The organism is Acidovorax sp. NPDC077693 (genome assembly GCF_044542805.1).
GTDB lineage: Bacteria > Pseudomonadota > Gammaproteobacteria > Burkholderiales > Burkholderiaceae_C > Acidovorax.
Genome location: NZ_JBITVD010000022.1, coordinates 20,327 through 40,172, shown reverse-complemented (window position 1 = coordinate 40,172; position 19,846 = coordinate 20,327). Strand labels below are relative to the sequence as shown.

Here is a 19,846-nt window from a genome sequence, read left to right as displayed (position 1 = left end):
AGTGCTTTCACCGCGTTGTGGCTGTGCTTTCACCGCAAGCAACTTCAATCACGTGAATGGCCTGGGCCGATTGAAGAGGCCCGGGCTTGCAATGCAGCTCCGTTTGCAACTGCTGCAGTACCGCGCTCGTTGTGTTTCTGAATGCGTAATGGCTGAAGATGATGACGCGGTTAGGAAGGCGTTCACGTTGGCGCACCTGCTCCACCAGCGTCGCAATCGGGCGTCCGCCCACCATGTTGCGCTCAAGCTCTTCCATAGGAATGTGGTCTTTCAGGTAATGCTGGAAGTAGGTCATTAGCACGGGCTGATCCATGGGCACCAGGATCACGTCGCCAGGCCGGTAAAGGTTGGAAACCAGTGCCGCTCCACCGCGCCAATCCCCGAAGCCAATAGGCTTGGGTGATTGCTGCCACACGCCCAATCCTGCGGGTAGCAATGCGATCACCAGCAGCCCCGCAGCCACCTTGGGCCAGCCAGGCAGTTGCGTGAAAAGTGAGACCAGCAGCAGGCATCCGGGCACCATGAAAATCATGTAGCGCTCATGGATGAACTCAGCGCGTCGCGTGCCGATGACTTGCACCACAAAAAACAGCAACAGCACACCCGTAATCATAAGAATGGCTGCGCGTAGGCTTGGGGAGGGGCGTTTATGCAGATAAGCGCAAATCCCGACCAGTCCCAGCAGCATGAATACCCAGAACGCAGTAGTACCGACTGCTGCAGGGTAAAAATCGCGCAGCAGTCCAAGGACGTTGCGCTTGAATGACATGGCAAACGACAGCGGCTCGGGTGGTGCTGCATTCAGCTTGGTGAGAATGCCCACCCAGCCCAGACCAATGTATATGAACGTGGTTGCCAACGCCGCCAACCAGCGCCAAGACAGGCGCACGAAAGCTGCCACGCTGCGCACCTGCGTCAGCAGGTAGAACGCGATGCTGCACGCGAACACCAAGCCGTAATAGTGCGTGAAAGCCAGCATACCGCCAAGGATCAGCAGTCCGATGGAGACACGGCCTTCCTTCAATCGCTCGGGGGCGTACTCCATATCCCGCAGTAGGCACACCAGCATCCAGGCACACAGGCAGGCGCTGAGCGCGTAGTTACGCGCTTCCTGACTGTAGATCAGTAAGCAGCCCGACATTGCCAGCAGCATCAAATACACCAGGCGCGTTGGTGGTGTGATGCTGCGTGGCAATGCAAGCGCTGACAGCATCGTCAGGATGCCGAAGGCTGCGCTGAGACTGCGTACGGCGAATTCGGACATTCCCCACAGTGCAATCCAGGGAACCAAGAGCATTTCGTAGAGCGGTGGATGTGGATCCGCCAGCTTCCATGTCCAGAAACTGTCGGAAATCTCCAAGTGCGCCATGCTTCGTTCAGCCAACAGCGGGCCGTTCCACGGCCCCGCACGTACGACGTTGCTGACGGAAAACAGCTCATCGTCCCAAAAACTGAAATCCCCTAGATGATGGAATCGCAGTAGCGCACCGCATGCCAGTAGCAGCATGGTGGCGATTGCCGTGGCGCCAGGGCGGGTAAGAATTCGCTGGAATGCCATAGGGGAGGTCATGCAGAGGTTTCGGTACGTACCAATGGATTGGCAGATTTGCGTGGCTTGAAGGCCAGCGCAGGCTTTTCGATCCAATACCAACTGGCATAGGCGGCAAGCACTGTCAGCAGCAAAGCCAGGCATAACGTGCCTGTGAACCCAGCTTGTGGCCAAGCGTACTGAATAACAGTCTGCTGAATAGGAAAGGCATAGAGATAAATCCCATAGGATGGATCCCCCCAGCGCCCTGCGCGCCGGATGACGGGCGTGGCACTCGTGCCAACAAACACGATCAGGAATGGCAAGCCGATCAGCAAAGCGGTATGCCGCCAGTTAGCCGCCCAGGCAATGGCGACTGCCACGGCGATGATGGCGGCCCAGGTTGCAGGCCGGCGGCGCCAGTACGGCTCCAGTGTATACAGCGCAGCGCCTGCCAAAAAGAAGGCGCCCAGTTCTCGCGTGTAGTTGACAGCGCCTGTTACGTCGGCATTGCTGCGCGTCAGAAACCACGCCATGTAGAAAATCACGCTCAGTAGGAGAACAGGGCGGTACCTGAGCAGTCCCAGCACTCCCATCAGACCCAGAACGATGTAGCAACGTACCTCGATAGGAATTGTCCATAGCGAACCATTGACGCCACTACGGTAAGGGTTGTCCTCAAACACCCCTGGGAGGACAAAATGAATTTTCATCCATAACCCTTGCAGGTAGTCGGCGGTGGCTCGGTGTGTCACGTACTCCACGGCGGGTAACTTCGTGATCAGCGTGCCGAGACCATAGGCCGTCAGCACCAGCACTACCGTTAGCGCTGGCCAAATGCGCAGAACCCGTCGTAGCGCGAAGCGCCACAGATGAGGATCTCTCTGCCAACTGGCGTTGACCAGATAGCCGCTGATGACAAAGAAGATCGTGACGGCCAACCCGCCAATGCTGTGGATGCCGAAGAACGATGGCTCCATCTGGCCGGTGAGAGCGTGATGGTGGCTGAACAGCACCATGGTGGCTGCGACGATACGGATGGCGTCGAGGTTGTTACCCGGATGGGTAGCCTGCGCGAGAGACTGTTTCATCATGCGTTTGCGTCTTCGCTCAGTTTGCTGCCTGCAAAGCCAACCCCGCATGCTCCCGCAGCGGATGAAAATGAATCTTCGGAAACCGCTCCTGCGCCAAGCGCACGTCATACGGAGACGTGCACAGGTACGCCAGCGTGTCCGCCGCATCGTGCGCCAGGCGCAGCGGGTAGGCGTCGGTGAAGGCGCGCAGGTCGGCTGCGTTGTCGGCCGTGATCCAGCGCGCGCCGGTGTACTGGCAGCCTTCCAGCCGCACGTCGGCGTCGTATTCGGCCTTCAGGCGGTGCTGCACCACTTCGAACTGCAGCTGGCCCACGGCGCCCAGCAGCATGTTGCCGCCGGCGTCGGGCTTGAAGACCTGGATGGCGCCTTCTTCGCCCAGCTGGGCCAGGCCCTGCTGGAGCTGCTTGGTGCGCAGCGGGTTCTTGAGCACCACGGTCATGAACATTTCCGGTGCGAAGAACGGCAGGCCGGTGAACTGCAGGTTGGCGCCATCGGTGATGGTGTCGCCCAGCTGTACTCCGCCGTGGGTGGTAAAGCCGATGATGTCGCCCGCGTAGGCCTCTTCGACGGCCTCGCGGCGCTGCGACATGAAGGTCACGACCGATGTCGGGCGCAGTTCCTTGGCGCTGCGCTGCACCTTGAGCTTCATGCCGGGCGTGTACTTGCCGGAGGCCACGCGCACGAAGGCGATGCGGTCGCGGTGGTTGGCGTCCATGTTGGCCTGCACCTTGAAGACCACGCCGGCGAAGCCCTCGTCCTCGGGCTGGATGGTCTTGACCACGGGCTGCTTGTTCACCTGCAGCGTGCTCACGCGCGGGCCGGGAGGAGGGGCCATGTCGACCAGGGCGTCCAGCACCTCCATCACCCCGAAGTTGTTCACCCCGGAGCCGAAGAACACGGGGGTCAGCTTGCCGGCCAGGAAGGCCTCGTGGTCCCACGCGGGCGATGCGCCCACGGCCAGTTCCATGCTTTCGAGCGCGGCATCGAACTCGGCGCCGAAGCGTGCGCGCAGCGTGGTCTCATCGGACAGGGGGATGGCCTCGAAGTCCTGCGGGCGGCGCTCGCTGCCGGACTCGAACACCGTCATGGTCTTGGTGCGCAGGTTGATGATGCCGCCGAAGGCCTTGCCCTGGCCCACGGGCCAGGTCATGGGGCAGCAGGGCATGCCCAGTTCGCGCTCCACTTCGTCCATGATGTCCAGCGGGTCGCGCACTTCGCGGTCCATCTTGTTCACGAACGTGATGATGGGCGTGTCGCGCTGGCGGCAGACCTCGATCAGGCGGCGCGTCTGCGCTTCCACGCCGTTGGCCGCGTCGATCACCATCAGGGCCGAGTCCACGGCCGTGAGCACGCGGTAGGTGTCTTCCGAGAAGTCCTTGTGGCCGGGTGTGTCGAGCAGGTTGATCACGTGCTCTCGGTACAGCATCTGCATGACCGACGAGGCCACCGAGATGCCGCGCTGCTTTTCGATCTCCATCCAGTCCGACGTGGCGTGGCGGCTGGCCTTGCGGCCCTTGACGGCGCCGGCGATCTGGATCGCGCCCGAGAACAGCAGCAGCTTTTCGGTCAGCGTGGTCTTGCCCGCATCGGGGTGGGAAATGATGGCAAAGGTACGGCGGCGCCGGGTTTCGGGGGCGTAGGACACAGGGGGTTCCAGAAGGGGGAGTCGAGGCTCGCTGCGGCAGGGCTCTGCGGCTGGCGGCGCGGCAGGCGCATGCGCCCGAATCGCGGGATTTTAACGGTGTCCGCTGCGGCGCTTGCGGCGGTGCGGCCGCAGGGCCTGCAACGCTGGCGCCCGCCAGGCGCAGGGCTGCCTGATTCTGCGGTCTGCAGGGCGTGTGCGGGGCATGTGCGGGGCGCAATGCTGCCAGGTTTGCGCCGGGGTGGGCCGCGCTGCTCTGGTCGCGCTACCGCACTTGCTTTTATAATCCGCCGATCCGAGGAGCGTTGCAGCGTCCCCAGCACAGGCGGGGCGTGAGGCTCGGAGTCATCCAGCAACGACGCTCAACCACTTCTCGCGTGGTGAGCCCAGGCAATCCCCGACCAGTGGTTTTTTCAAACATGCTTTGGAGCAAACCATCATGAACGCACGCGTCAACGCACCCGTCAACACCGACTGTGTCATCACCGACATCGGCCTGGCCCCCTGGGGCCGCAAGGAAATCGCCATTGCCGAGACCGAGATGCCCGGCCTCATGGCGATCCGCGAGGAATTCGCTGCCGCCCAGCCCCTGAAGGGCGCCCGCATCACCGGCTCGCTGCACATGACCATTCAGACGGCCGTGCTGATCGAGACCCTGAAGTCGCTGGGCGCCGACGTGCGCTGGGCATCCTGCAACATCTTCTCCACGCAGGACCACGCTGCCGCCGCCATCGCTGCGGGCGGCACGCCGGTGTTCGCCGTCAAGGGCGAGTCGCTGGAAGACTACTGGGACTACACCCACCGCATCTTCGACTTCGGTGCCAAGGGCACGCCGGGCGAAGGCCCCAACATGATCCTGGACGACGGCGGCGACGCCACGCTGCTGATGCACCTGGGCCAGCGCGCCGAGAAGGATGCATCTTTGGTGGCCGGCAACGGCGCCAGCGAAGAAGAGCGCATCCTGTTCGCCTCCATCCGCAAGAAGCTGTCCGAAGACGCGACCTGGTACAGCCGCAAGTCGGCCGAGATCATCGGCGTGACTGAAGAGACCACCACCGGCGTGCACCGCCTGAACGAGATGTCCGCCAAGGGCACGCTGCTGTTCCGCGCGATCAACGTGAACGACTCGGTCACCAAGAGCAAGTTCGACAACCTGTACGGCTGCCGCGAATCCCTGGTGGACGGCATCAAGCGCGCCACCGACGTGATGATCGCCGGCAAGGTCGCCGTGGTGGCCGGCTATGGCGACGTGGGCAAGGGCTGCGCCCAGGCGCTCGCCGCCCTGCGCGCCCAGGTGTGGGTGACCGAGATCGACCCCATCAACGCCCTGCAGGCCGCGATGGAAGGCTTCAAGGTCGTGACCATGGAATACGCTGCCGACAAGGCCGACATCTTCGTGACCACGACCGGCAACAAGGACGTGATCCGCCACGAGCACATGGTCGCGATGAAGAACGAGGCCATCGTCTGCAACATCGGCCACTTCGACAACGAGATCGACGTCGCGTCGATCGAGAAGTACCAATGGGAAGAGATCAAGCCCCAGGTCGACCACGTGATCTTCCCGGACGGCAAGCGCATCACGCTGCTGGCCAAGGGCCGCCTGGTGAACCTGGGCTGCGCCACGGGTCACCCGAGCTTCGTGATGAGCAGCTCGTTCGCCAACCAGACGATCGCCCAGATCGAGCTGTTCACCAAGCAAGGCGACTACGAAGCCGGCAAGGTGTACGTGCTGCCCAAGATCCTGGACGAGAAGGTCGCCCGCCTGCACCTGAAGAAGGTGGGTGCGCAGCTGACCGAGCTGACCGATACGCAGGCTGCCTACATCGGCGTGGCCAAGCAAGGCCCTTACAAGCCTGACACGTACCGGTATTGATCACAGTAGGGCGCTGCGCGCTGGGGGCGCCAGCGCGTGGGCCCGGTCTGCGCTGAGCTCCGCCAGGCGCTGGGCTCTGGGGCGGGCCAGCCAGGCTGTCGAGCGACGGGTTGATGCTTTGCAGCTTTGTTGCATTGCCTGCAGCAAGGCGCCGTCTGGCATCACACGGGTCGCCTCCTGGCACACAGCGTAGCTGCTTGCCGTATCAGTGGCCAGTGCTGGATTCACGTGAGTTTGCTATACAAAATATAGCTGGTAGCGCTTGCTGAGCAAGCGGTAGCGGCTATTTTTATTCATAAGAAGGACGGGCGCGATGCGCGCAGATGTGTATTTGGTAGAGCGCGGGCACGCAGCGACCCGGTCCCAGGCCCAGCGGCTCATTGCCGCGGGCGTGCAGTGGCGCCTGTCGCCGGGCATGCCCTGGCAGAAGGTGGCCAAGAACGGCGACGACATTCCCGAGATCGCCCTGGTCGAGCTGCTGGACGGCGCCGAGGCCAAGTACCTCTCGCGCGGCGGCCTGAAGCTGGAAGGGGCGCTCAAGGCCACGGGCCTGGCGGTGACCGGGCTGCGCTGCCTGGACGTGGGCCAGAGCACCGGCGGCTTTACCGACTGCCTGCTGCAGCACGGCGCCGCCCAGGTCATCGGCGTGGATGTGGGCCATGGCCAGTTGCACGAGCGCCTGCGCAACGACCCGCGCGTGGTGGGCGTGGAGGGGCTGAACGCCCGCGCCATGACGGCGCAATCGCTGCAGGACGCGAGCGAGGAAGCGCTCTCCGAGCACGTGGAAACCGATGTCGACGACAACGACACCCAGCCCGTGGCGCCCTATGCCTGGATGCGCAACGGCGGCCAGGTGGACGAGGAATACGACGACAGCGATGACGCCCGCGAGCAGGATGTCGAGGCCTTCAAGGCCGAGCGCGCTGCCAAGGCCCGCGCGCGCGCGGAAGGCATCGTGCCCACCAAGCGCCAGCGCAGGGCGGGGCTCGAGCAGGTGGACATCACGCCCGCGTTCGACGTCATCACGGGCGATCTGTCGTTCATCTCGCTCACGCTGGTGCTGCCGGCCCTGGTGCCGCTGCTCAAGCCGGGCGGTGCGCTGCTGATGCTGGTCAAGCCCCAGTTCGAGCTGCAGCCGGGCCAGGTGGGCAAGGGCGGCATCGTGCGGGACGAGTCCCTGTACGCGGTGGTCGAACAGCGCATCCGCGACTGCTGCGCCGACGTCGGGCTGACGGTGAGCGACTGGCTCCCCAGCGCGATCGACGGTGGCGACGGCAATCGAGAATTTTTTGTTTCTGCGAGGAGGGCTGCTGCATGAATGCTGCCAGCGCACAAGGCACCGGCTTTCCGGTGAGCTTCGAGTTCTTTCCCCCCAAGACGCCCGAGGGCGCAGAGAAGCTGCGGGCCGCGCGCCAGCAGCTGTACGCGCTGCACCCGGACTTTTGCTCGGTGACCTATGGCGCGGGCGGCTCCACGCAAGAGGGCACGTTCGGCACGGTGCGCGAGATCCTGGCCGAAGGCGTGAGCGCCGCATCGCACTTCTCGTGCATCGGCGCCACGCGCCAGTCGGTGCGCGAGGAGCTCGCCCAGCTCAAGGCCATGGGCGTGAAGCGCCTGGTGGCCCTGCGGGGCGATCTGCCCAGCGGCTACGGTGCCGGTGGCGAGTTCCAGTACGCCAGCGACCTGGTGGCCTTCATCCGTGCAGAGACGGGGCGCGATTTCCAGATCGAGGTGGCGGCCTATCCCGAGGTGCACCCGCAGGCCCGGTCGCCCGAGTCAGACCTGAAGGCGTATGTGGCCAAGGTCCGCGCGGGGGCGGATTCCGCCATCACCCAGTATTTCTACAACAGCGACGCGTACTTCCGGTTCGTGGAAGAGACCAAGCGCCTGGGCGCCGAGGTGCCTGTGGTGCCGGGCATCATGCCGATCGGCAGCTCGACGCAGCTGATGCGCTTCTCGGATGCCTGCGGCGCCGAGATCCCGCGCTGGATCCGGCTGCGCCTGCAGTCTTTCGGCGATGACACGGCAAGCATCAGGGCCTTTGGCCTGGATGTGGTGACCGACCTGTGCGACCGGTTGCGCAGTGCCGGCGTGCCGGCGCTGCATTTCTACACCATGAACCAGAGCGCTGCGACCCTGGAGATTTGCCGCAGGCTGGGGATCTGATGCGGCACGGGCACCGCGCCGCGCTGCTGCACAAGAGCCCGTGGTCCGCGGTCGCCGGGCTGTGGCGCCGGCGATGGCCGCACGCGTTGCTGGCCGTGCCGGTGCTCGGTGGCGTGGTCGCTCTGGCGGCGCTGTGCGGCCCGGCGCCGGTGTGGGCGCAGGGGTTTTCAGCGGAGGCCGATGCCCTGGCGCCCAACCTGCTGAGCGTGCCGGGTGAGGCCATGCTGATCGACCCGGTTCGTCCCGAGCGTCCCCCGGCCGATGCGCCGCTGATCGTGCCGCTGATCGTCCCGGGCGCGCAGCTGGAGTTGTCGGCCGATGAGGTGGGGCTCGCGTCGTGGTACGGCGCCAAGTTCCACAAGCGGCGCACCGCCAGCGGCGAGCTGTTCGACATGAAGGCCCTGACCGCCGCCCACCCCACGCTGCCGTTTGGCTCGCTGGTATGCGTGCGCAGTCAGGCCACGGGGCGCTCGGTGGTGGTACGCATCAATGACCGCGGCCCCCACACCCGCAAGCGCGTCATCGACCTCAGCCGCGGCGCGGCCGAGGTGCTGGGCATGGTGGGGCTGGGCCTCAAGCCCGTGGAGCTGTTCGCGCTGGACGACGGGGAGCGCGACTGCCCGGCGCCATAGCCCACCGAAAGGGGTGCACGCACGGTCCGCCGTCTCGGCGGGCAGCTGCCCTTTGGCACAGTGTCAGCGCCGACCCGGCCGGGCCGGGCCACCCGGGTTGCTCCACGGAGTCTTTGAGAAACGGCGCCGCAGGCGCCGGCCCAATGGGCGGTCCTACCCTCCGGATTCGAGCGTGTGGGTTGCGTGCTTGTCCTGCGCCAGCAGTTCCACCATCTGGGGCAGCGCGGTTTTCAGCGCGGCCTTCAGCGTGAAAGGCGGGTTGATCAGGAACATGCCGCTGGCCGGCAGGCCGGGGCGTTTGGTGTCGCCCGCGGCATCGCTGGTGATCTTGCTGGACTTGACCGTGAGCGTGGCGTGCAGCCAGCTCTTGCCGGCCTTGGTGGCCATGGTTTTCAGGCGGCGGGGCAGGTCGTGCGCCTCGGGGCGCGGGATGATGGGGTACCAGACGGCATAGGTGCCGGTGGCAAAGCGCTTGAGCGAGTCTGCCGCCATGTCGAGCACCTTGGAGTAGTCGCTCTTGATTTCATAGCTGGGATCGCACAGCACCAAAGCGCGGCGGGCCGGTGGGGGCAGGAATTTCTTGATGCCTTCGAACCCGTCTTCATGCAGCACGGCCACCTGGCGGCCCGCTTCGAGCTGGGCCACGTTGCCCGCCAGCGAGCGCAGGTCGGTCGGGTGCAGCTCGAACAGCTTGAGCTTGTCGTGGTCGCGCAACAGGCGCTGGGTGATGAACGGAGAGCCCGGGTAGACCCTGAGCGCGTTGCCTTGGTTGAACCCGCGGATCAGGTCCACATAGGCCTGCAGGGCGGGGGTGAGGGCCGGGGCCTCGGGCGCGAACAGGCGGATCACGCCGTCTGCCGCTTCGCCGCTGGTGTTGGCGTAGTCGCCATCGAGCCGGTACAGCCCGGCGCCGGCATGGGTGTCCAGCACGGTCAGGGCCGCGTCTTTTTCGATAAGGTACTGCAGGGCGGCGATCAGGACCGTGTGCTTGAGCACGTCGGCATGATTGCCTGCATGGAAGGCGTGGCGATAACTGAACATGTCCAATGGTAACGGGTGCGGGTACCGGCGGCACGATTGTGCAGGCGGCGGCCGGCAGGGGGAGGACTGTCCGCGGGCTACCACCCAGCGAAGTCATGGCCCGATGACGTATCGTCATGGCGTGCCGGTGGTGCGGGGTGGCCGGGCGCGGCACAATCGGGTGGTTTGCCCAAGCGTGATGTTTTTTGCAGACAGAAAGCCTTTTGTTTCAGCAACCGTAACCGCATGCTTCATCATTCCAACTGCAACCGCCTTGACCTCACGGCGTTGCCGATGCAAGCACGCATGCACGCCACGCACTCTTCAACATGAACGCAGTCTCCAGCCCCGCCTCTGCCCCTGCCAGCGGTATCAGCCACACGGATGCGCTGCCGCCCGGTACCCGGCTGGCCGAGTTCGAGATCCTGGGGCTGCTGGGGGTGGGCGGGTTCGGCATGGTCTACAAGGCCTTCGACCACTCGCTGCACCGGGCCGTGGCCATCAAGGAATACATGCCGTCCGCGCTGGCAGGGCGCTCCGAGGGGCAGTCGCTGTGGGTGCGGTCGTCGTCCGACCAGCAGACCTTCCGGGCCGGGCTGGCGTCGTTCGTGGGGGAGGCGCGGCTGCTCGCGCAGTTCGACCACCCCTCGCTGGTCAAGGTCTTCCGCTTCTGGGAGGCCAACAACACCGCCTACATGGTGATGCCGCTTTATACCGGCATGACCTTCAAGCAGGCCCGCGCCCAGATGCGCACGCCCCCGTCCGAGGCCTGGCTGCGCAAGCTGCTGTGGTCCATATTGGGCGCCCTGCGCGTGCTGCACGAGGGCAAGACGCTGCACCGCGACATCTCGCCGGACAACATCTTCCTGCAGGACAACGGCCCGCCGGTGCTGCTGGACCTGGGCGCCGCCCGGCACGCCATCAACGACCAGGACCGCAAGCACACCGCCGTGCTCAAGGTGAACTACGCCCCCATCGAGCAATATTCCGATGGCGACGAGGAGCTGCGCCAGGGCCCGTGGAGCGATTTGTATTCGCTGGCCGCCGTGATGCACGGCTGCCTGTGCAACGACACGCCCCTGCCGGCCACGCTGCGCTCCATCCGCGACCGCATGGTGTCGTTCTCCCGCGTGGCCAGGACCGTCAAGCGCCAATTCGGGGTGGAGTATTCCGCGCCCTTCGTCGCGGCCATCGCCAAGTCGCTGGCGCTGCGCCCTGCAGACCGGCCGCAGAACATCGACGAGTTCCTGCAGATCATGGAGATGACCACCGCCCCGGAGGGCAGTGAGCATTTCGATTTCAGGGCCGACCTGGGCGACATCTGGGTGGAGCCGGCCGACCGGCCCGGCCCGGGGCTGCTCACCCCCACGGTGGATGTGACGTCGGCGGCACAGGCCGTGAGCGAGCTGCAGGCGCAGACCCCGCGTGCGGCGCAGGCCCCCGCCGCGCCGCCAGTCCCGCTGGCCGCTGAGGTCGCGGGCATCCAAGCGCATGCCCATGCCAACGCCAACGCCCATGCCGATCTGGGTGGCGATACCGTGATGCTGGGGCCCGACACCGTGGCCGCCGATGCGGCCGACACGGTGTTCATCGACGCGGGCGACAGCGTGGCGACCGATGACTCGCGCTACGACGACCCTGCCACCTACCGCAGCATGGGCGAGCAGGGTCATGGCAAGCCTGCGGCCGAGCGGGACGCCGGTGCGCGCGCCGCGGCCAAGCCCGCCAGGAAGGGCCGGCGTGTGCCCATCGTGGCGTGGCTGGCGGTGGCCGTCTTCGCCGTGGTGGCCGCTGCGGGCGGCCTGCGCTGGGCCCGGAGCGACAAGCCCCCCAAGGACGACATCATCACCGAGATGGCCGAGCCCGCCGCCCCGGCGGTGGTCGACGCTGCCCTGACCGACCCTGCGCCAGCCCCGGCCGCCGAGCCGGCCGCATCGGACGCCGCGGCCAGTGCTGCGGCAGTGGCCGCGGCCGCTTCTGCACCGGCGGCTGCACCCACGCCTGCGGCCGCGGCGGCATCGACACCTGCGACCAAGCCGGCACGCACGCCCAAGCGCCCCGTGGCAGAGCCTGCGCCGGCCCCCATCGTCGTGCAGGAGGAGCCCGCACCCCCGCCGCCACCGGTGGTGGCCGAGCCCAGGCCCCGCCCGCAGCCGCCCCGGGCGCAGTCGCCCCAGGAGAGCTGCGCGGACGCCAACTTCCTCGCGCGGCCGATGTGCATTCACCAGGAATGCCAGAAGCCGACGCACGCCGCCCACCCCATCTGCGTGGAGAGCCGGCGCCGCTACGAGGCCGAAGAACAGCGCCGCCGCCAGACGCCCAACTGAGGCGGGGCAGGGGCGGTGGTGGCCCTGGTGCCATGAAGCCGCAACGGCCGCTTGCGCCCATCAGGCGTAAATTCGTATAATCGAGGGCTTCGCAGCGCTTTTGTGGTCCCGCGGCGGAGATTCATTGCCACCTAAGAGGCTTCCTTCAGAGAAGCACCGACCGTGGAAAAGGACCCGCCAAACCCTCTTCATAGAGAGAAACTCATGACTACTACTTTCAGCGCCAAGCCCGCTGAGGTCGTGCACGAGTGGTTTGTGATTGACGCGACCGACAAGGTCCTCGGACGAGTAGCCAGCGAAGTTGCTCTCCGTTTGCGCGGCAAACACAAGGCCATTTACACGCCTCACGTCGATACCGGTGACTTCATCGTCATCATCAACGCCGCCCAGCTCAAGGTCACCGGCACCAAGTCCCTGGACAAGGTGTACTACCGCCACTCGGGTTACCCCGGCGGTATCACGGCCACGAACTTCCGCGACATGCAAGCCAAGCACCCTGGCCGTGCGCTGGAAAAGGCTGTCAAGGGCATGCTGCCCAAGGGTCCCCTTGGCTACGCAATGATCAAGAAACTCAAGGTGTATGGCGGTGCAGAGCATCCCCACACCGCCCAGCAGCCCAAGGCTCTGGAAATCTAAGGAGCCTTGAGATGATTGGTGAATGGAACAATGGCACCGGCCGTCGCAAGTCCAGCGTCGCCCGCGTGTTTCTGAAAAAAGGCACTGGCAAGATCACGGTGAACGGCAAGGACATCCAGTCCTATTTCGGCCGCGAAACCTCGATCATGATCGCCAAGCAACCGCTCGCACTGACCAACCATGTCGAGACCTTCGACATCCAGATCAATGTGCACGGTGGTGGTGAATCCGGCCAGGCCGGCGCTGCCCGCCACGGCATCACCCGCGCCCTGATCGACTACGACGCGACGCTCAAGCCCGCACTGAGCCAAGCCGGCTTCGTGACGCGCGATGCCCGCGAAGTGGAACGTAAGAAGGTCGGTCTGCACTCCGCACGCCGCGCCAAGCAGTTCTCCAAGCGTTAAGCTTCGGCTCTGCCCGAAGGCTGCCCTGTGTGGCCTTCGCGTCTGCAAAGAGGTCTTTCGGGGCCTCTTTACAGATCAAAAAACCGCCCCAGGGCGGTTTTTTCGTTTAAGGTGCGCCTTTTTCCTTGCGAACCATTCTCATGTTGCAACCCCTGAATGACCACGCGGTAGCGCGCAGCCTGCTCATCGGCCCGGTGGCCGCCGAGGAAGCCGCGGTGGGTGCGGCCCGGACGGCGGCTGTGCAGAGCGCCGCGCGGGGCCAGCGGCTATGGTGCCAGGGGCTCTGAGCCATGCGACTTCGTTTGCTGCGCCGCCGGTTGACCATCAGTGCCCCCCGGGTGGCCATTCGCAGCGCGCTGCCCTGGCCGTTTCGCTGGCTGGCCCTGGCCGTGGTTCTGGGCCTGTGCGCTGCGGTGGCCCTGTGGGCCTTCGAGTTCGGCAAGTCCATCGCGGGCCTGGACAGCATCTCCCGCGACGAGTTGAACAAGATGCGCGCCGAACTCACCCGCCTGCGCGATGCCGGCCAGGAACAGCAGACCGTGGCCCACACCGCGGACAGCCTGCTGATTGCCGAACGTGCGGCCAAGGAGAACCTGATGGCCCAGGTGCGGCAGCTCGAAGCCGACAACCGCACGCTGCGCGAAGACCTGGGCTTCTTTGAAAAACTGATCCCTGCGGCCAAGACCGAAGGCCTGGCCATCCGCAGCCTGCAGGCCGAAGTGCTGGGGGGCATGCAGCTGCGCTGGCAGGTGCTGGTCATCCAGGCGGCGCGCAACGCCCCGGACTTCAACGGCCGGCTGGAACTGGTGCTGGCAGGCACGCAGGACGGCAAGCCCTGGACGCAGACCCAGCCAGCGCAGGGCCAGCCGGTGCAGGTCAAGCAGTACCGGCGCATCGAGGGCGTGCTCGATCTGCCGCCCAACGCCGTGGTAAAAACCGTGACCGCGCGCGTGCTGGAAGGCAGCACGGTCCGGGCGGTGCAGGCCATGACCATCGAGTGATGCAGGGCAGGGCTGCTGCCTTGGCGGCGAGCCCTGTGAGCGGGCGCACGGCGCCTGTGGCCCCGGCGCTTCGGCCTGAAGGGTCTCGGGGCTCCGTTCGGCATTTTGTGCCATGGTTTTCGTGCCGCGAGGACGCCTGAGCAAGGTATCGTCGGCCCCTATCTTTGCTGCATGCCGTGCCGGTGGGCCGGCGTGCTTCTCCAGGAGTTTTGCCCATGTTTTCCCGTAAAAAGCAGCCCCCCATCAAGAGCCTGATCGCGCAGGGCACCAAGATCGAGGGGAACGTGCACTTCGTGGAAGGCATGCGCATCGACGGCGAGGTGGTGGGCGACATCCGTGCAGCGCCCGAGCAGCCCAGCATCCTGGTGATCTCCGAGACCGCCCGGGTCGAGGGCGCGGTGCATGCCACCCATGTGATCGTCAATGGCCAGGTGGAGGGGCCGGTGCATGCCACCGAGTTGCTGGAACTCCAGCCCAAGGCGAAGATCACAGGAAACGTGCACTACAAGGCGCTGGAGATGCACCAGGGCGCCGTGATTGCCGGGCAGATGTGCCCGGTGGCGGTGCTGGTGGAGGAAAAGCCCCCACTGAAGTTAGCGTCAAACGGGCAGTGACCTGAATTCCCGAGCGGTCTGCAGTACTATTACCCGCAAAATTGAAAACCGGAAGGACACCCCATGAGCGCAGTTGCCGACAACATCCAGACCGAAATGCCAGCCCCCATCCTGTTCACGGACAGCGCAGCGGCCAAGGTGGCGGACCTGATCGCCGAAGAAGGCAACCCTGACCTGAAGCTGCGCGTGTTCGTGCAGGGTGGCGGTTGCTCCGGCTTCCAGTACGGCTTCACCTTCGACGAGATCACCAACGAAGACGACACCACCATGACCAAGAATGGCGTGTCGCTGCTGATCGACGCCATGAGCTACCAGTACCTGGTGGGCGCCGAGATCGACTACAAGGAAGACCTGCAGGGTGCGCAGTTCGTGATCAAGAACCCGAACGCCACCACCACCTGTGGCTGCGGCTCCAGCTTCTCTGCCTGATCGATGCACGGGCATGCCAGCAGGGCACTGCGATAGCTGCCCTGCCGACGACACAAGCCGCCTTCGGGCGGCTTTTTCGTTGGCGCCCACCTGAATATGCAGTCACTGTCAGCGCCACGCCTGCCAACGATCTTGTGAGCCGTCCATGCAGCAGCCATCCTCGCCCCCGACACCGTCCACCACGCCGATGCCGGCACCCATGCCGACGCCTTCACCGCAGTCGCTGAAGCTGCTGCTGTGGCTGGTCGCCGTCGGCTTCTTCATGCAGACGCTGGACGCCACCATCGTCAACACCGCCTTGCCCGCCATGGCGCGCAGCCTGGGCGAGAGCCCGTTGCGCATGCAGTCGGTGGTGGTGGCTTACTCGCTGGCGATGGCCATGCTGATCCCGGCGTCGGGCTGGGTGGCCGACCGCTTCGGCTCCCGCCGCGTGTACCTGGCGGCCATCGTGCTGTTCGTGCTGGGCTCGGTGTTCTGCGCGCTGGCGCAGAACCTGAGCCAACTGGTGGCCGCGCGCGTGGTGCAGGGGCTGGGCGGGGCGTTGCTGCTGCCGGTGGGGCGGCTGGTGGTGCTGCGCACCTTCCCGCGCGAGCAGTTCCTGCAGGCGATGAGCTTCGTGGCCATCCCGGGGCTGATCGGGCCGCTCATCGGGCCCACGCTGGGCGGCTGGCTGGTGGAGGTCGCGTCCTGGCACTGGATCTTTCTCATCAACGTGCCGGTGGGCATCGTGGGCTGCCTGGCTACGCTGCGCTTCATGCCCGGCGGGCCGGTCACCTTCGTCGCGCGCTTCGACCTGTCGGGCTACCTGATGCTCGCGTTCGGCATGGTGTCGCTCTCGCTCGCCTTGGACGGCCTGGCGAGCATGGGCCTGCGCCAGGCCAGCGTGCTGGTGCTGATGATCTTCGGCCTCGCCAGCTTGGTGGCGTACTGGCTGCACGCCGCGCGCAAGCCGGACCCCTTGTTCTCGCCCAGCCTGTTCACGGTGGACACGCTGCGCATCGGTCTGCTGGGCAATCTGTTTTCGCGGCTGGGCAGCTCGTGCATGCCGTTCTTGATCCCGCTGCTGCTGCAGGTGAGCATGGGGTATTCGCCCATGCAGGCCGGCATGATGATGCTGCCCGTGGCCATGGCCGGCATGTCGATGAAGCGCTTCACCACGCCGCTCATCACCCGCTTCGGCTACCGACGCGTGCTGGTGGTCAACACGCTGCTGGTGGGGCTCACCATGGCGAGCTTCGGGCTGGCGAGCCCCGCACAGCCGTTGTGGGTGCACATCGTGCAGCTGGCGGCGTTCGGCGCGGTCAACTCGCTGCAGTTCACGGCCATGAACACCGTCACGCTCAAGGACCTGGAGCACGCCATGGCCAGCAGTGGCAACAGCCTGCTGTCGATGGTGCAGATGGTCGCCATGGGCATGGGCGTGGCGTCGGCTGGCGCGGTGCTGGCGGCCTTCACCAACGTCTTTCCGGCGGGTGCCGCAGGGCAGGCGCTGGCGGCGTTCCAGGCCACCTTTGTGTGCATGGGGCTGATCACCGTGGCGTCGGCCGGCATCTTCTGGCAGCTGTCGCCGCACGACAAGGCCAGCAGCCGGGCGGCGGCGTCGGCGGACGCGGCAGAGCCGGGCTGAAACGAAGGGGCGGGGCACTGCGCCTGCAGCGGCACCCGCCGCGCAGGCCCATGGCGGGCTGCTATGCCGGGTACATGGCGCCCAGCACGCGGGGCCCTGCTGCGCCGGTCACGCTCGACAGGTTGCCCGGCTGGCCCGTGACCGCCTGGCGGGCCAGCCAGGCGAACGCGGCGGCCTCCACCTGCAGGGCAGGCAGGCCCAGCGCATCGGTGGCCACCACGCGCAGGCCGGGGCACAGGGCCTGCAGCCTGGCCATGAGGCGGGCGTTGAGTGCGCCGCCGCCGCACACCGCCAGCGATTTACTATCTTTTTGATAGCTGCTTGCGCTCATCTGGCATGCGGTAGCGGTGAATTCGGTCAAGGTCGCCTGCACATCCACAGGCCGGGCGTCCGCCAAGGCGTGCAGGTGCGTCTCCAGCCAGCGGGGGTTGAACAGGTCGCGCCCGGTGCTCTTGGGCGCAGACTTGTGCAAGAACGGCTCCTGCAGCAGCGATGCCAACAGGCCCGGCAGCACCTGCCCGCTGGCCGCCCAGGCCCCGCCTGCATCGTACGGCTGGCCCGTGTGCTGCTGGCACCAGTGGTCCATGAGCGCGTTGCCCGGGCCGCAGTCGAAGCCGAGCACGCTGCCATCGGCGCCCAGCACGCTGAGGTTGGAGATGCCGCCGATGTTGAGCACCAGCACCGTTTCATCGGGCCGGCCGAACACGCCCTGGTGAAACGCCGGCACCAGCGGCGCCCCCTGGCCACCCGCCGCCACATCGCGGCTGCGAAAGTCCGCCACCACTGCAATGCCCGTGCGCTCGGCCAGCAGGGCCGGGCTGCCCAGCTGCAGCGTGTAGCCGGTGCCATCGAACTCCTGCGGGCGGTGGCGCACCGTCTGCCCGTGGGCACCGATGGCGCATATGGCGGTGGCGGGCAGGCCGCTCTGCGCCAGCAGCGTGTGCACCACCCCGGCATACGCGCGCGACAGCGCATTGCCCGCCAGCGCGGCGCGGTGGAGCTCGTCGTTGCCAGAGGTATTGAGCGCCAGCAGCTCGGCCCGAAGCTCGGGGCCAAAGCCCGCGCTGGCGTGGTGCGTGACCACCATGCGCGACCCCGAAAAATCGGCCAGCACCCCGTCGATGCCATCGAGCGAAGTGCCCGACATGAGGCCGATGTACAGCTCGTTGGTGGTGGTGCTCATGGGAAGGCCTGCGAACGGGCGAGGGCGTTTGCTATGGGCGCGGACCCAACCAGGGACGCCGCGGAACTGGCTTTGCCAGGCCGCTGGCGTCGTCCCACTGGGGGGAAGGCGCCGCAGGCGACTCAGGGGGGGTCACATCACTCTGCGCTGGCTTGCTCGATCAGCGCTGCGGCATTCAGCTGAACGCGCATGTTGGACGCCAGGCGCTGGAAGGCAGGGCGCGATGCAGCCGAGATCGGGGCGGCAGCGTCGCTGGCGGCCACGATGGTCTGCGGATCCTGGTGCACGCCGTTCACGCGGAACTCGAAGTGCAGGTGCGGGCCGGTGGCCCAGCCGGTGGAGCCCACGGCGCCCAGGGTCTGGCCCTGTTCGACCGACTGGCCCTGGCGCACGTCGATGCGGCTCAGGTGGGCGTACACGGTGACGTGCTGGTTGCGGTGCTTGACGAAGACCACGTTGCCAAAACCGTTCTGCACACCGGCGAACTCGATCACGCCGTCGCCCACGGTGCGCACGGCGGTGCCGGTGGGGGCTGCGAAGTCGGTGCCCAGGTGGGCGCGCCAGGTCTTCAAAATGGGATGCAGGCGCATCTTGAAGCCGCTGGTCACGCGCGAGAACTCGACGGGCGAGGTCAGGTAGGCGCGGCGCATGCTCTCGCCGTCCAGGGTGTAGTACGAGCCCTTGCTGCCCGGCTCCTGGAACCAGATGGCCTGGTGGGTCTTGCCGTTGTTGACGAACTCGGCGCTCAGTACGCGGCCGCTGGACAGGGGTTCGCCGTCGGCCTCCAGGGTTTCGTACACCACGGAGAACCGGTCGCCCTTGCGCAGCGAGCGGCGAAAGTCGATGTTGCCCGAGAACAGCTCGGCCATCTGCACGGCCACGCCGTCGGGGATGTTGGACGCATCGGTCGCGGCGAACAGCGAGCTGTTGATGACGCCGCCCGACAGGCGGCTGCTGGCCGTCAGCTTGGCGGTCTCGACGCGCGAGGTGAATTTGTTGTTGCCTGCACGCTCCACGATCAGGCGGCGGAAGTTGCCGCTGTCGTCCGGCACCCAGCGGGCCGTCAGGCGCACCAGGCGGTGGTCGTCGGTGGTTTCGGCCGACACGACGCGGCCGGTGCGGCCGAGCATGTTCTGCCTGACCGGCGTGTCACCGCGCATGAAGGCGGCAGCGGCCGGATCGGCCACGCCCAGGCGCTGCAGCAGCGATTCGGGTGTGTCGCTGCTGCGCACCTGCTCGGACCGGTAGAGCGAGAAGCCGGGCGCATCGAGTTCGCCCAGCACCATGTTCTCGGCCAGCGATTCGACGGGCAGCGTCACCATGCGCACCGGCATCTCGGCCGGATCGGGCGCGAAGGAGGCCACGGCGAAGGCTCCGCCGCCGCCTGTCAGCAAGATGGCTGCAATGGCGGCGGTGATGCGCTTGGGGTGTTTCTGAATCGTGTGGGACAGCCGGTCAAGCAAAGCCGTGCTGGCGGTGGTCAAGCCATGAATCAAAGGTCTATCCCCAGGGTGAACGTGGCTCCATGACACTCCCCTGCTGCGCGCGCAAGCAGGGCGAGGCTGGAGTCACAAGCTGTCAGGTGCAAGGTAGCGGGTGCGGGATGAAGGCGTCGCAACACCGGGCCCACTAGAATCCCGCCTTGGCAAGGTGGGCGCAAGTATAGC

The 19,846-nt window shown here is 66.1% G+C and carries 18 protein-coding genes and 1 riboswitch; of the genes, 12 read left to right on the top strand and 6 right to left on the bottom strand.

All coding sequences use genetic code 11. The annotated features are described in order from the left end of the window. Window positions 1-7: 7 nt before the first annotated feature. Genes ACIGHN_RS24825 through ACIGHN_RS24815 form a run of 3 tightly spaced genes read right to left on the bottom strand, consistent with a single transcriptional unit; the run spans window position 8 to window position 4,267 of the window. Window positions 8-1,570, bottom strand: coding sequence for a hypothetical protein (locus tag ACIGHN_RS24825; RefSeq protein WP_396506770.1), 1,563 nt, complete (start codon window positions 1,568-1,570; stop codon window positions 8-10). Then, window positions 1,567-2,622, bottom strand: a complete 1,056-nt coding sequence (locus ACIGHN_RS24820) for an acyltransferase family protein (protein ID WP_396506768.1) — start codon at window positions 2,620-2,622, stop codon at window positions 1,567-1,569. The genes ACIGHN_RS24825 and ACIGHN_RS24820 overlap by 4 nt, the downstream gene beginning before the upstream one ends. A 16-nt stretch (window positions 2,623-2,638) precedes the next feature. Continuing rightward, entirely contained in the window at window positions 2,639-4,267 is a 1,629-nt protein-coding gene (locus ACIGHN_RS24815; RefSeq protein WP_396506766.1) for a peptide chain release factor 3, read from the bottom strand. 288 nt (window positions 4,268-4,555) lie between these two features. Next, window positions 4,556-4,635, top strand: a riboswitch (S-adenosyl-L-homocysteine riboswitch). Window positions 4,636-4,703: 68 nt separating this feature from the next. Here ACIGHN_RS24815 and ahcY point away from each other — a divergent pair. The 4 genes from ahcY (at window position 4,704) to ACIGHN_RS24795 (ending at window position 8,938) form a co-directional block, all read left to right on the top strand. Next, window positions 4,704-6,140, top strand: coding sequence for an adenosylhomocysteinase (gene ahcY, locus ACIGHN_RS24810; protein WP_056414449.1), 1,437 nt, complete (start codon window positions 4,704-4,706; stop codon window positions 6,138-6,140). Between the two features lie 313 nt (window positions 6,141-6,453). Beyond that, entirely contained in the window at window positions 6,454-7,458 is a 1,005-nt protein-coding gene (locus ACIGHN_RS24805) for a TlyA family RNA methyltransferase (protein WP_396506764.1), read from the top strand. After that, window positions 7,455-8,306, top strand: a complete 852-nt coding sequence (gene metF, locus ACIGHN_RS24800) for a methylenetetrahydrofolate reductase [NAD(P)H] (RefSeq protein ID WP_396506762.1) — start codon at window positions 7,455-7,457, stop codon at window positions 8,304-8,306. The genes ACIGHN_RS24805 and metF overlap by 4 nt, the downstream gene beginning before the upstream one ends. Continuing rightward, complete coding sequence (locus tag ACIGHN_RS24795; protein ID WP_396506760.1) at window positions 8,306-8,938, top strand: septal ring lytic transglycosylase RlpA family protein; 633 nt, start codon at window positions 8,306-8,308, stop codon at window positions 8,936-8,938. Before metF ends, ACIGHN_RS24795 begins: the two co-directional genes overlap by 1 nt. A gap of 153 nt (window positions 8,939-9,091) precedes the next feature. Here the strand turns inward: ACIGHN_RS24795 and ACIGHN_RS24790 are convergent, their stop codons facing one another. Then, window positions 9,092-9,979, bottom strand: coding sequence for a 23S rRNA (adenine(2030)-N(6))-methyltransferase RlmJ (locus ACIGHN_RS24790; protein WP_396506759.1), 888 nt, complete (start codon window positions 9,977-9,979; stop codon window positions 9,092-9,094). 308 nt (window positions 9,980-10,287) lie between these two features. Here ACIGHN_RS24790 and ACIGHN_RS24785 point away from each other — a divergent pair, with 308 nt between their 5' ends. The 8 genes from ACIGHN_RS24785 to mdtD all read left to right on the top strand — a co-directional run bounded on the left by ACIGHN_RS24785 (window position 10,288) and on the right by mdtD (window position 16,996). Further along, on the top strand, window positions 10,288-12,285 hold the full coding sequence (locus tag ACIGHN_RS24785) for a serine/threonine protein kinase (RefSeq protein ID WP_396506757.1): 1,998 nt from the start codon (window positions 10,288-10,290) through the stop codon (window positions 12,283-12,285). Between the two features lie 204 nt (window positions 12,286-12,489). Continuing rightward, complete coding sequence (gene rplM, locus ACIGHN_RS24780) at window positions 12,490-12,921, top strand: 50S ribosomal protein L13 (RefSeq protein ID WP_056414298.1); 432 nt, start codon at window positions 12,490-12,492, stop codon at window positions 12,919-12,921. Window positions 12,922-12,932: 11 nt separating this feature from the next. Continuing rightward, window positions 12,933-13,325: a 30S ribosomal protein S9 gene (rpsI, locus tag ACIGHN_RS24775; protein ID WP_007856955.1), complete on the top strand. Its 393-nt coding sequence runs from the start codon at window positions 12,933-12,935 to the stop codon at window positions 13,323-13,325. A 140-nt stretch (window positions 13,326-13,465) separates the two neighbouring features. Beyond that, on the top strand, window positions 13,466-13,612 hold the full coding sequence (locus ACIGHN_RS24770; protein WP_396506755.1) for a hypothetical protein: 147 nt from the start codon (window positions 13,466-13,468) through the stop codon (window positions 13,610-13,612). Window positions 13,613-13,615: 3 nt separating this feature from the next. Further along, on the top strand, window positions 13,616-14,326 hold the full coding sequence (locus ACIGHN_RS24765; protein ID WP_056414292.1) for a DUF6776 family protein: 711 nt from the start codon (window positions 13,616-13,618) through the stop codon (window positions 14,324-14,326). Window positions 14,327-14,541: 215 nt separating this feature from the next. Further along, window positions 14,542-14,940, top strand: a complete 399-nt coding sequence (locus tag ACIGHN_RS24760; RefSeq protein ID WP_056162836.1) for a polymer-forming cytoskeletal protein — start codon at window positions 14,542-14,544, stop codon at window positions 14,938-14,940. 63 nt (window positions 14,941-15,003) lie between these two features. Continuing rightward, window positions 15,004-15,369: an iron-sulfur cluster insertion protein ErpA gene (erpA, locus tag ACIGHN_RS24755; RefSeq protein WP_056414289.1), complete on the top strand. Its 366-nt coding sequence runs from the start codon at window positions 15,004-15,006 to the stop codon at window positions 15,367-15,369. Between the two features lie 199 nt (window positions 15,370-15,568). Beyond that, window positions 15,569-16,996: a multidrug transporter subunit MdtD gene (gene mdtD, locus ACIGHN_RS24750; protein ID WP_056414444.1), complete on the top strand. Its 1,428-nt coding sequence runs from the start codon at window positions 15,569-15,571 to the stop codon at window positions 16,994-16,996. 61 nt (window positions 16,997-17,057) lie between these two features. Here mdtD and ACIGHN_RS24745 read toward each other — a convergent pair whose 3' ends face one another. Together ACIGHN_RS24745 and ACIGHN_RS24740 are read right to left on the bottom strand one after the other, a co-directional pair. Further along, entirely contained in the window at window positions 17,058-18,179 is a 1,122-nt protein-coding gene (locus ACIGHN_RS24745; RefSeq protein ID WP_396506754.1) for an anhydro-N-acetylmuramic acid kinase, read from the bottom strand. Window positions 18,180-18,316: 137 nt separating this feature from the next. After that, window positions 18,317-19,675: a peptidoglycan DD-metalloendopeptidase family protein gene (locus ACIGHN_RS24740; RefSeq protein WP_396506753.1), complete on the bottom strand. Its 1,359-nt coding sequence runs from the start codon at window positions 19,673-19,675 to the stop codon at window positions 18,317-18,319. Between the last annotated feature and the right edge of the window lie 171 nt (window positions 19,676-19,846).